Raw genomic sequence first — 13,973 nt, forward strand, 5'->3', positions numbered from 1 at the left:
GTTAGCGCGCCGTCTTGACCAGGATGGTGATGAGCGAGGCGAGCAGCGATAACGTCGCGCCAGCCGTCAACACCCGCCGCAGCTTCAGCAGCCAGGCCTGCGACGCATCAGCGCTGAAGCTGAACTCATCGAATACCAGCGCTGCCAACAGCGAAGCCGTGAGCAGCACCAGGGCCGGCAGTGGCGGCAGCAGCAGTGCGACCCAGCCGAGCAATGACGGCGTCACGCCCCAGGCCATGCGCGGCCAGTTCGCCAGCGCCGGCGTCTGCACGGCTGCGCCCCAATGCAGCGCGCCCAGGAAGCTCACGATGACCGCGCCGTAGCCGATCTGCGCGCGCAGGGCCGAAGCGCGGATCGTCTCATCGCCGGTGATGACGATGATGGCGAGGCCGACGAACGGGATCAGTCCGGCCAGGCCGAGGCTTCGCATTGGTGCCGGAATGTCAGACAGCATGCGAGCGTCCCCTGGTCGCGGTCGATGCAGCGGCAGCCACTCGACCACGATCCGACCGGCAGCGATCCGAGCAGTACTTCACCTCGTCCCAGTCGCGAGTCCATTTGCGCCGCCACGCGAAGGGGCGGCCGCAGCAGGCGCAGATCTTGGTCGGAAGGTCGGCCTTGCGCCGCATCTTAGGCATGACGCATCACCACGGCACCGGCATGCCGCGCCAATCGTGGAAGCTGCCTGAGTCCTTTGCCGCGAGCCGGTCGATCACGCCGAGCAGATGCCGCGCGGCCTCGGCCGGGGCGAGGCCGGCGGCCGGGGCGAACGGCGCCGAGAGCCGCGTCGCCACGGTGCCGGGATGCAGCGCGATGCAGACGGCCTCGGGCGCGCGGCGCGCCAGCTCAATGGACGCGCAATGCACCAGCTGGTTCAGCGCCGCCTTGGACGCGCGATAGCCGTACCAGCCACCGAGCCGGTTGTCGCCGATCGAGCCGACCCGCGCCGACAGCGCCGCGAGCGTCGCCTTGCCGCTGCGCGGCAGGCAAGGCAGCAGATGCTTCATCAGCAGCGCCGGACCGATGGCATTGATGGCGAAGGCGCGGGCGAGGCGCTGGGCATCGAGCTCGCGCCAGCTCTTCTCCGGCAGCACGTCGCCGTCGTGCAGCATGCCCGTCGCAATGATCACGAGCCGGAGTTCGCCGGCGGCCGCGAGCGCTTCGGCTGCGCGTGCGACGCTCGCCTCGTCGGTCAGGTCGAAACGGGGATCGCCGGCCCGGCTGAAGCCGAGCACGCTGTTGAAATGACCGCTCTCGGTCAGGGCCGCGCTGAGGGCTCCGCCGATGCCGCCGCTCGCGCCGAATACCGCGGCGACGCCGCCGCGCGGAAACGAGTCCAGCCGGACCGTGTGCCGGCGCGCCTCGGTCTCCGCAGCGCCGTCACGTGTCGCGGTCGCGATCAACTGATCGGTCACGTCCATCCTCGCCGGTCACGTGCGGCGCCGAGCCTTGGCCTCAGCGCCGCTCACCGTCACCAACGTTTCACCGGCGATGTCGGATCATCGCCGGGCCGGAAACATGGGGGCGCGCCATCACCCCTTGGTGACGTGCACCGCCGGCGTCGCGCCGGCGTTCCACTGGCCGCCGATCGCGCGTTCGATCTGGGCCGCCAGTTGCAGCAGCAGGCCGTCATCGGCCTGCTTGCCGATCGCCTGGATGCCGAGCGGCAGGCCGTGCTCATTGGTCGCGAGCGGCAGCGAGATCGCCGGAATGCCGCAGAGATTGGCGAGCGGCGTGAAGGCGAAGTTGCGCCAGAGATTCTCGAACCAGTCGAGCACGGACGGATTGTCGCTGATTGTGAGATATTCCGTGGTGCCGATCTTCGGCGTCGGCAGCGCCGTGATCGGGGTCAGGATGATGTCCCAATCCTCGAAGAACGCGCCGAAGGCGCGCGAGGTGGTGTTGAACACCGCCTGCATCGCCGCGCGCTCGGCGAAGCTGGTGCCCTTGCCGGCTTCCCAGATCCGGATGTTGATCGGCTCGATCAGCTCGGCCGGCGGCCGGTCGAGCTTGCGCGATGCGAGCAGGTTGTTGATGACGATCGCGAAGTTCGAGATGTAGCAGGTGGTCTGCGCCGCGAAAGCCGCGCGATAGTCGACATCCGGCAGCGCATAGGCGACGTGATGGCCAAGGCCTTCGAGAAACTTGCCGACGCGCTCGAGCTCGGCCGCGATGTGCGGCGTGGCGCGGTAGTCGCCCCATTGGTGCGACAGCGCGATCTTGAGCTTGCCGGGATCGCGCTTGATCAGCTCGGTGTACGGCTCCGGCGTCGTCCAATACGGCATGAACTCGCCCGGCGCGCCGCCGCGGCAATGATCGACGAAGGCGGCGGTGTCGCGCACGCTGCGCGACTGGCAGCCCTGGATCGAGACGAGGCCGGTGAGATCCGACAGATGCGGCGCGATCGAGAACACGCCGCGCGAGACCTTCAGACCGATATTGCCGTTGACGCCAGCGGGAATACGGATCGAGCCGCCGCCATCGGTGGCATGCGCGATCGGTACCACGCCGGCGGCAACCATCGCCGCGCTGCCGGCTGAGGAGCCGCATGTCGTGTAGTCGGTATTCCAGGGATTGCGGGTGACGTAGACGGCGGGGTTTTCTGCCGAACTGCAGACGCCGAATTCCGGCGTCGTGGTGCGGCCCATCAGATTGAGGCCGGCCTTGCGCATCTTCGCGGTGAGATGCGTGTCGGCGGTCGGGCGGTTGCCGCGCATGAACAGCGAGCCCTGCTCCTGCAGCCGGCCGGCCATGGTCGGCCCGAGATCCTTCATCAGGAACGGCAGGCCCGCGAACGGACCGTCAGCATTGGCGCCGGCCTTGATCGGATCGTCGACCGCGTCGGCGAACACCTCGACCACGCCCGACAGCGCCGGATCGACCTTGGCGATGCCTTCCGCGGCCTGCTTCGCCAGTTCGGCCGGCGTCAGCTCGCCCTTCCGCACACGCTCCGCCAGCGCCACGCCATCATGCCGGGTCCACTCGTCCCAGCTCATCGCCAAAGTCATTCTGATCCGATCCTTCGCGCCGCGATCATCGGCCCTCAAGGGCCTGATCCGTCGCAGTTGATTGTTCCCGGCGGCGCGAACCTTAGTGGGCGGGGGTCCCAAGTCAATCAAACGCACTGCATGCCGCCAATACGGGATGCTCATGCGGCATCGCCTACCGCTGGCGCGTCGAGGAGTTAACGAATGATGTACGGACGCGCAGTGCCGGAAAGCGGGACTTAAGCTTTCGCAGCTAATGAGGCATGCGACGACGAGCTTCGGATTCTTCATGACCATCGATACCTTCGCAACGGCGGACGCGCGCACCGGATCGGGCTCACGCCCGTGGCCGGCCTTGTCGCATCGCACTGTCGTGGCGTTGTCGGTCTGGGGCGTGCTGTTCGCCGCCGAGCTCATCGTCAGCCTCTATCTTGCCGGCGGCCGGCTCGTGTTCACGCTGGACGACGGCTACATCCATCTCGCGGTTGCCGATCAGATCCTGGCCGGCGGCTACGGCGTCAATGCGGGCGAGGTCTCCTCGCCGAGCTCGTCCATCATCTGGCCCTATCTGATCGCGCTCACCGAGGCGCTGCATCTCGGCCCCTGGGGACCGCTGCTGATCGGCGCCGCCGCAGCCGCCGCCACCCTCGTCACGATCGTCCGCCTGCTGGAGAGCTCCGGCCTGTTCGACGGCGAGCGCGCCTGGTTCACGAACGTGATCGCGCTGCTGATGATCTTCATCGTCAGCGCGGTCGCGCTGCCGATGACCGGGCTGGAGCACAGCCTGCATGTCTGGGCGACGGTGACGACGTTCGCCGGGCTGGTCGAGGCCGCGCGCGGACGTTCACCGTCCCGGCTGCAGATCGCCGCGCTGGTGCTGCTTCCGCTGATCCGGTTCGAGGGCGCGGCCCTGGCGTGCGCGGCGCTCGCCGGCCTCGTGCTGCTGCGGCAGCGCCGGGCCGCAGCGCTCGCCGCAGGTCTGATCGCAGTGGCGCTGCTCGCTTACGGCGCGCGGATGCACGCGCTCGGCCTGCCGCTGCTGCCGAGCTCGGTGCTCTTGAAAGCGCGCATCGCCGAGGCGGCCTATGAGCACACCAGCGCGCTGGGCGCCATCGTCGACAATCTGATCCTCAGCCTGATCAATCCCTACGGCCAGCGGCTGCTGCTGCTTGCCATGGCCGTGGCGGTCACCGCGTGGTGGCTGCGCTCCGACCGGCGCGCGCTGGTCGTGGCCGGCGCGGTGCTTGCCGCCATCGGCGGCCACGTCGCGTTCGGGCAGTATGACTGGTTTCACCGCTACGAGGTTTATGTCATTGCGCTCGGTGCCGTGACCTGGCTTTGGCTGATCGCCCAGCTGAAACCGCGGCTCGACCCTCGTGTCGCGCATGCGCTGAAGGTGCCGCTCCTGTTGCTATTGGGCTACGCGTCCTGGCCCTATGCGTCCGCCGCCTGGGTGTCGCCGATGGCCTCGCGCAACATCTCACAGCAGCAATATCAGATGGGCCGCTTCGCCCACGAGTTCTATCCTCATCCCGTGGCCGTCAACGATCTCGGCCTCGTTGCCTACCGCAATCCGAACTACGTGCTCGACCTCTGGGGGCTCGGCTCCGAGCCGGTGCGCAAGGCCAAGCTCGCCGGCCGCTATGGCCCCGACGAGATGGCCGCGCTTGCGGCCGAACGCGGCGTCGGCCTGGTCATGATCTATGATCGCTGGTTCACCAGGGGCGTGCCGGCGAGCTGGACGAAAGTCGCGGTGCTGCACAGCCCGTTCGTCACCGTGGCCGTCGGCGACGTCTCATTCTACCGCACGCCCACGGCCGACGCGGCCGAGGTGAGCCGCGCGCTCGCGGCCTTCGCGCCGACGCTGCCGGCGGATGTGAGCCTCGAGATCCTCGCGCCCTGAACACCGAGCCGGGCGGCGTTGACCCTGGTCAAGGCGGGGACGTGGCCCGCGTGGTCAGTCGGCGCATGGAATTGCTGACCTTCGCTCTCGCCGCTGCCGCGCTGCTCGCGACGCCCGGCCCGACCAACACCCTGCTAGCCACGTCAGGCGCGAGCCGCGGCGCCCGCGGCTCCGTTCACCTGCTGCTGGCGGAGATCGCCGGCTATCTGCTCGCGATTCTGGTCCTGCGCGGCTTGCTCGGTCCCGTTCTCGCCCTCCATCCGCTCGTGGGCGATGCCCTGCGCGTCGTGGTCGTGCTCTATCTGCTGCACCTCGCCGCGGCGCTCTGGCGGCATGGCGGCGTGGCCGCCCGCCATGCCCCGCCGGTCACAGCCGGTCGCGTCTTCATCACCACGCTGTTCAATCCCAAGGCGATCATTTTCGCCTTCACGCTGCTGCCGGCGCAGGGCGATGCCGCAACCCTGCTGCCCTTCATCGTTGCGCTCGGCCTTTCGACGATGCTGATCGGGGCAGGCTGGATCCTGCTCGGCGCGACGCTCCGCCGCGGCCTGGGAGGTCTCTTGCCGGCTGCGGTCGGCTATCGCTGCAGCGCCGCCGCGTTGATGCTGCTCGCCTGCGTGATCCTCGCGCCGGCGATCGCCTAGCGCGACAGCGATGCGGTTCCGTTTGTTACATTGTTGCTGATCGACAACATCCCGGCTGCGTGCTATCCGCGCCCGATACAGGGGATGATTTTTGCAGTTGGTCGGCCCGCGATATGTCACGACGCGCCCGCGCTTCTTGCGCCGGATCGCGTCGCTGTGCGTGCTGCTGGCCTATCTGCTGGCGGGCGCGCTGCATGGCGCCTGCGACATCGACGTCGCGCATCCCTCCGCCGGCAAGCCGGAGATCGCATCGCTGCTCGACAAGGCCGGTCATGCCGATCAGCGCGGGATTGCCGATCACCATTGCCATGGCTGCTTCTCTGTCGCCATGCCGCAGCTCCAACTCGCGGCCGTTCCGGTCGATATCGTCGCGGCCACCGACTGGGCCAGTCCGCTGCTTCGCGCCGGCGTCCTCTCCGAGCGCGATTCTCCGCCGCCAAGACACCTGATCTGACGCCGCGTGCCGGACGGCTGACGCCGTCCATCCTTGCTCGTCCAGACAGGTTGCTTTGATGCCATTCCCCGGGATGGTTGCGCGCGCGCTCTGCGCCGCGACCCTGCTCGCCGTCTCAGCGCAGGCGACAGCCGCGCAGACGCTGACCTTGCGCGAGGCGTTGTCGCGCGCGCTCGCTGCCAATCCACGGCTGTCTGCGGCCGATCGCGACATCGGCATCGCCTCCGGCCAGCGGCTGCAGGCGGGGGCGTTGATCAATCCCGAACTGTCCTACGAGCAGGACAATTCGCTTGGCTCGGGCGCATATCGCGGCACGCGCTCGGCCGAGACGACCTTGCAGATCAGCCAGGCGTTCGAGTGGTTCGGCAAGCGCGATGCGCGTATCGCCGCAGGCCAGGCGGGCGTGCGCGTCGCCGAGATCCAGCGCCAGGCGGTGCGGCTGGAAGTGCTGTCGGAGACGGCGATCGCCTTCGTCACCGTGCTCGCCACGCAGCGCCGCATCCAGATCCTCGACGACCAGGTCGCGGCGCTCGACCGCCTGACGCCGCTGCTGCGCCGTCGGGTCGAGGCCGGCGCGTCGTCGCCGGCGGAGACCGGCCGCGCCGAGGTCGCCTCCGCGCTGGTCCGCGCCGACCGCGAGCGCGTCAAGGCGACATTGGCGAGCGCGCGCCGCGAACTCGCCGTGCTCATCGGCGACAGTCTGGCCAAGCTCCCCACCGTCACCGGCCGCTTCGAGACGACCGGCCAGCCGCCTGCATTCCAGACCGTCGTCGCCGCGATCGATGCCAATCCGCAGCTGACGCGATGGACGGCCGTCTACGCGCAGCGCAATGCCGAGCTGCTGCTCGCCCGGCTCAAGCCCTATCCCGACGTCCGCGTCGGCGCCGGCTGGCGCCACTTCAACGACACCCAGGACGATGCGGTCAGGCTCAGCGTCAGCGTGCCGATCCCGGTGTTCGACCAGAACCAGGGCAACATCCTCTCCGCGCAGGAAAGCCTCGCCAAGACTGAGGCCGAGCGCAAGGCCAACCGCAATGCGCTGCTGGTGATCGCCGGCCGTGCCTATGACTCGCTGCAGGGCTCGCTGCGCGAGCTCGCCGTACTGCGTGAGATCGCGATCCCCCGGGCGCAGGAGGCGGCGGACGAGATCGCGCAGGGCTACAGCGCCGGGCGCTTCTCGCTGCTCGAAGTGCTGGACGCGCAAGGCAGCGTCGCCCAGGCGCGGCTGCGCGAGCAGGAGGCGCTGCAGAACATCCACGTCGCGGTGGCGACCATCGAGGGCCTGGTCGGCCGCCCCTTCACTCTGGTCCGGGAGACCGCGCGATGAAGACGTCCACCGCCATATTGATCGCGATCCTCGCCGCCGCCAGCGGCGCCGGCGCTGCGCGCTTCTTGGGCCACGCATCGCCGCACACCGAGGCGACGGTCGGCCATGCCGATCACGCGGAGAAGCCCAAGGACCATGTCGAACAGGACGAGCACGGCGCCGACCGCATCCGCATCAGCGACGTCAAGCTCGCCGCCGCCGGCGTGACGCTGGCCGAAGCCGGACCGGCGACGCTCTCCGACACGCTCGCATTCAACGGCGTGCTGCGCGCCAACCAGGAGGCGCTGGTGCAGGTGACGCCGCGCTTCCCCGGCATCGTCCGCGCTATCAGGAAGCGCATCGGCGACACCGTGGCCAAGGACGAACTTCTCGCCGTGATCGAAAGCAACCAGAGCCTGACCGCCTATGACTTGAAGGCGCCGATCGGAGGCACCATCATCGATCGCCAGATCTCGCTCGGCGAATACGCCTCCGAACAGAAGCCGGCCTTCGTGGTCGCGGACCTCTCGACCATCTGGGTCGACCTCTCGATCTATCGCCAGGATCTGCGGCGCGTCCGTCTCGACGACGAGGTGCTGATCGATCCCGATGACGGCCGCGGCGCCATCAAGGGCAACATCTCCTACATCGCCCCGGTCGGCGCCAGCGAGACCCAGACCGCGCTGGCGCGCGTCGTGCTGCCGAATGCCGATGGTCGCTTGCGCCCCGGCCTGTTCGTCACCGCACGGCTGGTGCTCGCCAAGCGCAGCGTCGCGGTCGCGGTGCGCGCCAGTGCGATCCAGACCCTGGAGAACAAGACCGTCGTGTTCGTCCGCGAGGAGGGCGACAAGATCGAGGCGCGGCCCGTCGCGCTTGGCGAATCCGATCCCACCCATGTCGAGATCCGCGACGGCCTCTCCCCAGGCGAGCACTACGTCGCCGAGAACAGCTTCGTCGTGAAGGCCGAGATGGGCAAGGGGGAGGCCGAGCATGATTGACACCATCCTCGCCTTAGCCGTGCGCCAGCGCTGGCTGGTGCTGCTCGTATCACTCGGCGCGGCCGGCTTCGGCGCCTGGAATTTCACCCGGCTGCCGATCGACGCCGTGCCCGATATCACCAACGTCCAGGTGCAGATCAACACCAAGGCGCCGGGCTATTCGCCGCTCGAGACCGAGCAGCGTATCACCTTCCCGGTCGAGACCGCGATGGGCGGGCTGCCGAAGCTCGACTACACCCGCTCGCTGTCGCGCTACGGGCTGAGCCAGGTCACCGTCGTGTTCCAGGACGGCACCGACATCTACTTCGCCCGCCAGCTCGTCAACGAGCGCATCCAGCAGGTCAAGGATCAGCTGCCGCCCGGCGTGGAGGTGGCGATGGGGCCGCTGTCGACCGGGCTCGGCGAGATCTTCATGTATGCGATCGAGGCCAAGCCCGGCGCCAAGAATGCTGAAGGCGCCGATTACTCGCCGACCGATCTTCGCACCATCCAGGACTGGATCATCCGCCCGCAGCTGCGCGGCGTGGCCGGCGTCATCGAGGTCAACACCATCGGCGGCTTCGAGCGCCAGTTCCACGTGCTGCCGGATCCCGGCCGGCTCATGGCCTACAAGATCAGTTTTCGCGACGTCATCGCGGCGCTGGCATCGAACAACGCCAATGTCGGCGCCGGCTACATCGAGCGCAATGGCGAGCAGTATCTGGTCCGCGCGCCCGGCCAGGTCGGCAGCGCCGCCGAGCTGAAGGACATCGTGATCGGCGCCCGCGGCGGCACGCCGGTGCGCATCGGCGACGTCGCCGAGGTGATGGAGGGACGCGACCTGCGCACGGGTGCGGCGACGCTCAACGGCGAGGAGACCATCCTCGGCACCGCGATGCTGCTGATCGGTGAGAACAGCCGCGCCGTCGCGCGCCGCGTCGCCGCACGGCTCGATGAGATCGCGAGGTCGTTGCCCGAGGGCGTGATCACGCGCACGCTCTATGATCGCACCCATCTGGTCGAGGCGACGATCCGCACCGTCGAGACAAACCTGCTCGAAGGCGCAGCGCTCGTCGTCGTCGTGCTGTTCCTGCTGCTCGGCAACATCCGGGCAGCGCTGGTGACCGCCTGCATCATCCCGCTGTCGATGGCGATGACCGTCACCGGCATGGTCGAGAGCAAGGTCAGCGCCAATCTCATGAGCCTGGGCGCGATCGATTTCGGCATCATCGTCGACGGCGCCGTGATCATCGTCGAGAACTGCCTGCGCTTGCTCGCCCAGGCGCAGCACCGCAAGGGCGGCCTGCTCACGACCTCCGAGCGGCTGCAGACCATCGTCAGCGGCGCCCGCGAGGTGATCGGCCCGAGCCTGTTCGGCACGCTGATCATTGCGGTCGTCTATCTGCCCGTGCTCACGCTGACGGGCGTCGAAGGCAAGATGTTCACGCCGATGGCGCTGACGGTGCTGATGGCGCTCGGCGCTGCCGTGCTGTTCTCCGTCACCTTCGTGCCGGCCGCGGTCGCCATCTTCGTCACCGGCAAGGTGTCGGAGCAGGAGAACCTGGTGATGCGCGGCGCCCGGCGCGTGTATGCGCCGCTGCTGCGCGCCGTCATCGTCCATCGCGCCGCCGTCGCCATCGCAGCCGTGGTGATCGTCGCGGCCAGCGGCGTCGCGGCGACACGCATGGGCGGCGAGTTCATTCCGAGCCTCGACGAGGGCGACGTGGCGCTGGCGGCGCTGCGGATTCCCGGCACCAGTCTCACGCTGTCGGTCGATCTGCAGAAGGCGCTCGATGCGAGGCTGAAGCGAATCCCAGAGGTGAAGGACGTCTTCACCCGCATCGGCACCGCGGAGGTCGCCACCGATCCGATGGCGCCGTCGCAGGGCGACGGCTACATCATGCTGAAGCCGCGCGCGGAGTGGCCCGATCCGGCCAAGGACAAGGCGACACTGGTGGCGGAGATCGAAGCCGCCGCGGACGAGATCCCCGGCAGCAACTACGAGATCTCGCAGCCGATCCAGTTGCGTTTCAACGAGCTGATCTCCGGCGTACGCAGCGACGTCGGCATCAAGATCTTCGGCGACGATCTCGACATCCTGCAGGGCGCGGCGCGCCAGGTGGAGGCCGTCATCCGCGGCATCAACGGCGCGACCGACGTCAAGACTGAACAGGTCGCGGGCCTGCCGATCCTGACCGTCAAGATCGATCGCCAGGCGCTTTCGCGCTACGGTCTCAGCGTTGCCGAGGTGCAGAACGTGGTCGAGATCGCCATCGGCGGTAAGGCCACCGGGCAATTGTTCGAGGGTGACCGCCGCTTCGACATCGTCGTTCGCCTGCCGGAACGCCTGCGCGGCAATCTCGATGCCATCAGAGCCATCCCGATTCCCTTGCCCGCAGGCGAGGACGCGGGGGCCGCGCCGCTGCGCACCGCCTTCAGCGCCGCGGCCCAGCCGCGCTATGTGCCGCTGTCCTCGGTGGCAAACGTGGCATCGGCGCCGGGCCCGAACCAGGTCAGCCGCGAGAACGGCAAGCGGCGCATCGTCGTGTCGGCCAACGTTCGCGCGCGCGATCTCGGCTCGTTCGTGACCGAGGCGCAGGTAGCCGTTGCCGAGAAGGTGAAGCTGCCGCCGGGCTACTGGATCGGCTGGGGCGGGCAGTTCGAGCAACTGGTGTCCGCGACCAAGCGGCTCACAATCGTGGTGCCGATCGCACTCGCACTGGTGCTGCTGCTGCTGTTCATGAGCATGGGCTCGCTGGCCGATGCCGCCCTGGTGTTCTCCGGCGTGCCGCTGGCGCTCACGGGCGGCATCGCCGCACTGCTGCTGCGCGGGCTGCCCTTGTCGATCTCCGCAGGCGTCGGTTTCATCGCGCTATCCGGCGTAGCCGTGCTCAACGGCCTCGTCATCATCGCCTTTATCGAACGATTGCGCCAGGAGGGCCGCAGCGTGCTCGCGGCCGTAGAGGAGGGCGCGCTGGCGCGGCTGCGCCCGGTGCTGATGACGGCGCTCGTCGCCTCGCTCGGCTTCGTGCCGATGGCCCTCGCCACCGGCGCCGGCGCCGAGGTGCAGCGCCCGCTCGCCACCGTCGTCATCGGCGGCATCATCTCGTCGACGGTCCTGACCTTGCTGGTGCTGCCGGCGTTGTATGTGCTGTTCAGAAGGGAGGAGCGGCAGGGACATCGCATAGGAGGCTATGGATCTGAGCCGGCGAGCGATGCTGCCGAATAGTCACTCCGTCATGCCCGGGCTTGTCCCGGGCATCCACGTGGTTCTCAGCATGCCGGACGACGTGGATGGCCGGGACAAGCCCAGCCATGACGACGAGGAGAGAAACAAACACAAACTGCGATCGTCATCTGCGATTGCCATGGGAAAGGGGGATGACGTCGCCCTAGCTCTCAAATCATGCGCTCAGCGAATAGCCCAACTCACAGCAACGTTCCTCGATAGTGTCCGCTGTATGGGCCCCGGCGTTCGCCGGGACGACGGCGGAGTATGGAGGGCGAGCCTGGCGCCCCGCCCACGATGTCGTCCCGGCCTTGAGCCGGGACCCATACGCCGCGGCGGACATGAGGCGGACGGACAGGAGTCGCCTTCGGCCGCGAAGGCTAAAGCTTCAGCCGTTTGAACACCGCCTCCGGAATCAGCTTGATGATCGTCATCACCAGCCAGAACCTGCGCCCGACATAGATCACGTCGCGCGGGCTCTCCTCCGCGGCCGCGTAGATGTCGGCGGCGACGCGCGCCGCGGTCACCGTCAGCGGCGCCGGAAGCTTGAGATGCGCGGTCATTCGCGTGCGCACGAAGCCGGGCTTCACCGTGACGACGCGCACCTTGCCGGCGAGCGCCATGCGGTTGCGCAGGCCCGACAGGAATTGCGAGAAGCCGGCCTTGGCAGCGCCGTAGACGTAGTTCGAGCCGCGACCGCGATCGCCGGCCACCGAGCTGACGCCGACGATCGTGCCGGAGCCGCGCGCCGCGAAGGCATTGGCGAACAGGCCGAGCAGCAGCGCCGGCGCTTCGAAATTGGTGCGCATGATCATCGCGGCGTGTTCGATCTCGCGTTCCGCGCGCGCCTGGTCGCCGAGTTCGCCGATCATCGAGACGACGGTGGCCGGCAGCGCCGGCAGATCGTCGACGAAACCCGTGAGCCGCGCGCTGTCGAGCACGTCGAGCGCATGGACCGTGACATCACTCCCGGTGCGCGCCTTGATGTCGTCGGCATTGCGCTGCGCAGTGGATGTGTCGCGGGCGGCGAGCGCGACCTGCCAGCCGCGCTCCGCGTAGCGCAGCGCGGTGGCATGGCCGATATCGGAGCTGCCGCCGATCACGAGTACGGATTTCGCGTTGGTCATGACTCAGAATCCCAATCGGGCGGAGAGGTGAGAGACGAGCTTGTCGGTGGCGCCGATCTGGCGGCGGATGTCGCGCAGGCGATCGAGCCCGGTATAGCCGGCCATGAACGTTGCGCGCGACTGGCGCGCGTCCTTGGCGAGGTAGATGCGGCCGCCGGCTGCGCTGACGAACGCATCGAGCTCATCGAGAAAGTCGAACAGCGAGTCCTGGATCGGAAAATCCATCGCCAGCGTATAGCCGCGCAGCGGAAACGACATCAGGCCGTGGCTGTCGCCGAGCTGCTTGAGCACGGCGAGCACCGAGGCGCTGCCGCGTCGCGCGACGCGGTCGAGGATCTCAGCGAGCACGCTGCGGGCGTTGTGCGCCGGGATCACGCATTGATGCTGCAGGAAGCCGCGGACGCCATAGATGCGATTCCAATGGCCGATCGCATCGAGCGGGAAGAAATAGGGATCCCAGTGCACCAGCCGTGGCGTCGCTGCATGCCTGGCGCCGTGCTTGAAGTACAGGGCATTGAAGGCGCGCACCGACAGCGGGTTGAGCGCGAAGCCCGGCGTGAAGGACGGCATCGACGGACCGGGGCGTCGTTGCGGCGGGAACGGATCGCGTGCCGGTGCGAAGCGATCCTTGTCGGCGAGACCGGCATGATCGGCGGCGTAGATCAGCGAACGCCCCAGCGCGGCGCCCCGCGCCAGGCAGTCGATCCATGCCACCGAATAGGTGTGCGACGCCGTCGCCTCGAGCGCCGCCATGGCGGCCTCGAGATCATCAGCGACATGCGTCTCCTGCACCAGCCAGCCGGTCTCGATCGGCATCAGGGTCAGCGTCGCCTCGGTGATGATCCCGGTGAGACCCATGCCGCCGACCGTGGCGTGGAACAGCTCGGCGTTGAGGTGCCGCGAGCAGGTGACGCTCTCTCCGCTCGGCAACATCAGCCGGAGAGCGACGACATGGTCGCCGAAGCCGCCGTCGCGATGATGGTTCTTGCCGTGCACGTCGGCCGCGATGGCGCCGCCGACGCTGACGAATTTCGTGCCGGGCACGACCTTCAGAAAGAAGCCGCGCGGCACGAAGGTCGTGAGAATGTCGGCAATGGTCACGCCGGCTTCGACCGTCAGTTCGCCGCTGTCGGGATCGAACCGGCGCATCCGGCTCAGGCCGCCCGTTGAGAGCGTCGCGGCCATGCCGATCGCCGCATCGCCATAGGCGCGCCCCTGGCCGCGAGCGATCAGCCCGGTGCGGCTTGCGAGCAATGGCGGAATGGTGCCGGAGCGCAGCGGCGTGAGCTGCTCGCTCGGCAGCCGCGGATAATTGCCCCAGCCGGCGAGATCGCTCATGACCGCGT

Annotated in this window: 12 protein-coding genes; 6 read left to right on the forward strand and 6 right to left on the reverse strand. The window is 68.4% G+C overall.

Annotated elements, in window-relative coordinates; translation table 11 throughout:
• Position 1 precedes the first annotated feature (1 nt).
• The 4 genes from ACQR0Z_RS29560 to ACQR0Z_RS29575 all read right to left on the reverse strand — a co-directional run bounded on the left by ACQR0Z_RS29560 (position 2) and on the right by ACQR0Z_RS29575 (position 3,008).
• Entirely contained in the window at positions 2-454 is a 453-nt protein-coding gene (locus ACQR0Z_RS29560; protein WP_434879018.1) for a DUF3429 domain-containing protein, read from the reverse strand.
• The gene (locus ACQR0Z_RS29565) at positions 444-638 is read right to left on the reverse strand and encodes a DUF2256 domain-containing protein (RefSeq protein ID WP_434861748.1); all 195 of its coding nucleotides are present in this window, start codon (positions 636-638) and stop codon (positions 444-446) included. The genes ACQR0Z_RS29560 and ACQR0Z_RS29565 overlap by 11 nt, the downstream gene beginning before the upstream one ends.
• A gap of 6 nt (positions 639-644) precedes the next feature.
• On the reverse strand, positions 645-1,415 hold the full coding sequence (locus tag ACQR0Z_RS29570; protein WP_434879017.1) for an SDR family NAD(P)-dependent oxidoreductase: 771 nt from the start codon (positions 1,413-1,415) through the stop codon (positions 645-647).
• 117 nt (positions 1,416-1,532) lie between these two features.
• Positions 1,533-3,008 (reverse strand): amidase, encoded by a 1,476-nt coding sequence (locus ACQR0Z_RS29575; protein ID WP_434879016.1) that lies wholly within the window; start codon positions 3,006-3,008, stop codon positions 1,533-1,535.
• A 268-nt stretch (positions 3,009-3,276) separates the two neighbouring features.
• Here ACQR0Z_RS29575 and ACQR0Z_RS29580 point away from each other — a divergent pair, with 268 nt between their 5' ends.
• The 6 genes from ACQR0Z_RS29580 (at position 3,277) to ACQR0Z_RS29605 (ending at position 11,500) form a co-directional block, all read left to right on the forward strand.
• Entirely contained in the window at positions 3,277-4,890 is a 1,614-nt protein-coding gene (locus tag ACQR0Z_RS29580) for a hypothetical protein (RefSeq protein ID WP_434920954.1), read from the forward strand.
• A gap of 65 nt (positions 4,891-4,955) precedes the next feature.
• A complete protein-coding gene (locus tag ACQR0Z_RS29585; RefSeq protein WP_434879014.1) occupies positions 4,956-5,534 on the forward strand; it encodes a LysE family transporter in 579 nt (192 codons plus the stop codon).
• 97 nt (positions 5,535-5,631) lie between these two features.
• The gene (locus tag ACQR0Z_RS29590; RefSeq protein ID WP_434920955.1) at positions 5,632-5,988 is read left to right on the forward strand and encodes a hypothetical protein; all 357 of its coding nucleotides are present in this window, start codon (positions 5,632-5,634) and stop codon (positions 5,986-5,988) included.
• Between the two features lie 58 nt (positions 5,989-6,046).
• The gene (gene ihpA / locus ACQR0Z_RS29595) at positions 6,047-7,315 is read left to right on the forward strand and encodes a divalent metal ion exporter subunit IhpA (protein ID WP_434920956.1); all 1,269 of its coding nucleotides are present in this window, start codon (positions 6,047-6,049) and stop codon (positions 7,313-7,315) included.
• Positions 7,312-8,292 (forward strand): divalent metal ion exporter adaptor subunit IhpB, encoded by a 981-nt coding sequence (gene ihpB, locus ACQR0Z_RS29600; RefSeq protein ID WP_434920957.1) that lies wholly within the window; start codon positions 7,312-7,314, stop codon positions 8,290-8,292. Before ihpA ends, ihpB begins: the two co-directional genes overlap by 4 nt.
• The gene (locus tag ACQR0Z_RS29605) at positions 8,285-11,500 is read left to right on the forward strand and encodes an efflux RND transporter permease subunit (protein ID WP_434920958.1); all 3,216 of its coding nucleotides are present in this window, start codon (positions 8,285-8,287) and stop codon (positions 11,498-11,500) included. The genes ihpB and ACQR0Z_RS29605 overlap by 8 nt, the downstream gene beginning before the upstream one ends.
• Before the next feature lie 380 nt (positions 11,501-11,880).
• On the opposite strand, the gene ACQR0Z_RS29610 is transcribed toward ACQR0Z_RS29605, so the two are convergent.
• Positions 11,881-12,627 carry an SDR family oxidoreductase gene (locus ACQR0Z_RS29610; RefSeq protein ID WP_434920959.1) on the reverse strand — a complete coding sequence of 249 codons (747 nt, stop codon included), beginning with the start codon at positions 12,625-12,627 and terminating at the stop codon, positions 11,881-11,883.
• A 3-nt stretch (positions 12,628-12,630) separates the two neighbouring features.
• Positions 12,631-13,965 (reverse strand): FAD-binding protein, encoded by a 1,335-nt coding sequence (locus ACQR0Z_RS29615; RefSeq protein WP_434920960.1) that lies wholly within the window; start codon positions 13,963-13,965, stop codon positions 12,631-12,633.
• Positions 13,966-13,973: the final 8 nt, after the last annotated feature.

The organism is Bradyrhizobium sp. HKCCYLS3077 (genome assembly GCF_051167555.1).
Classification (GTDB): domain Bacteria; phylum Pseudomonadota; class Alphaproteobacteria; order Rhizobiales; family Xanthobacteraceae; genus Bradyrhizobium.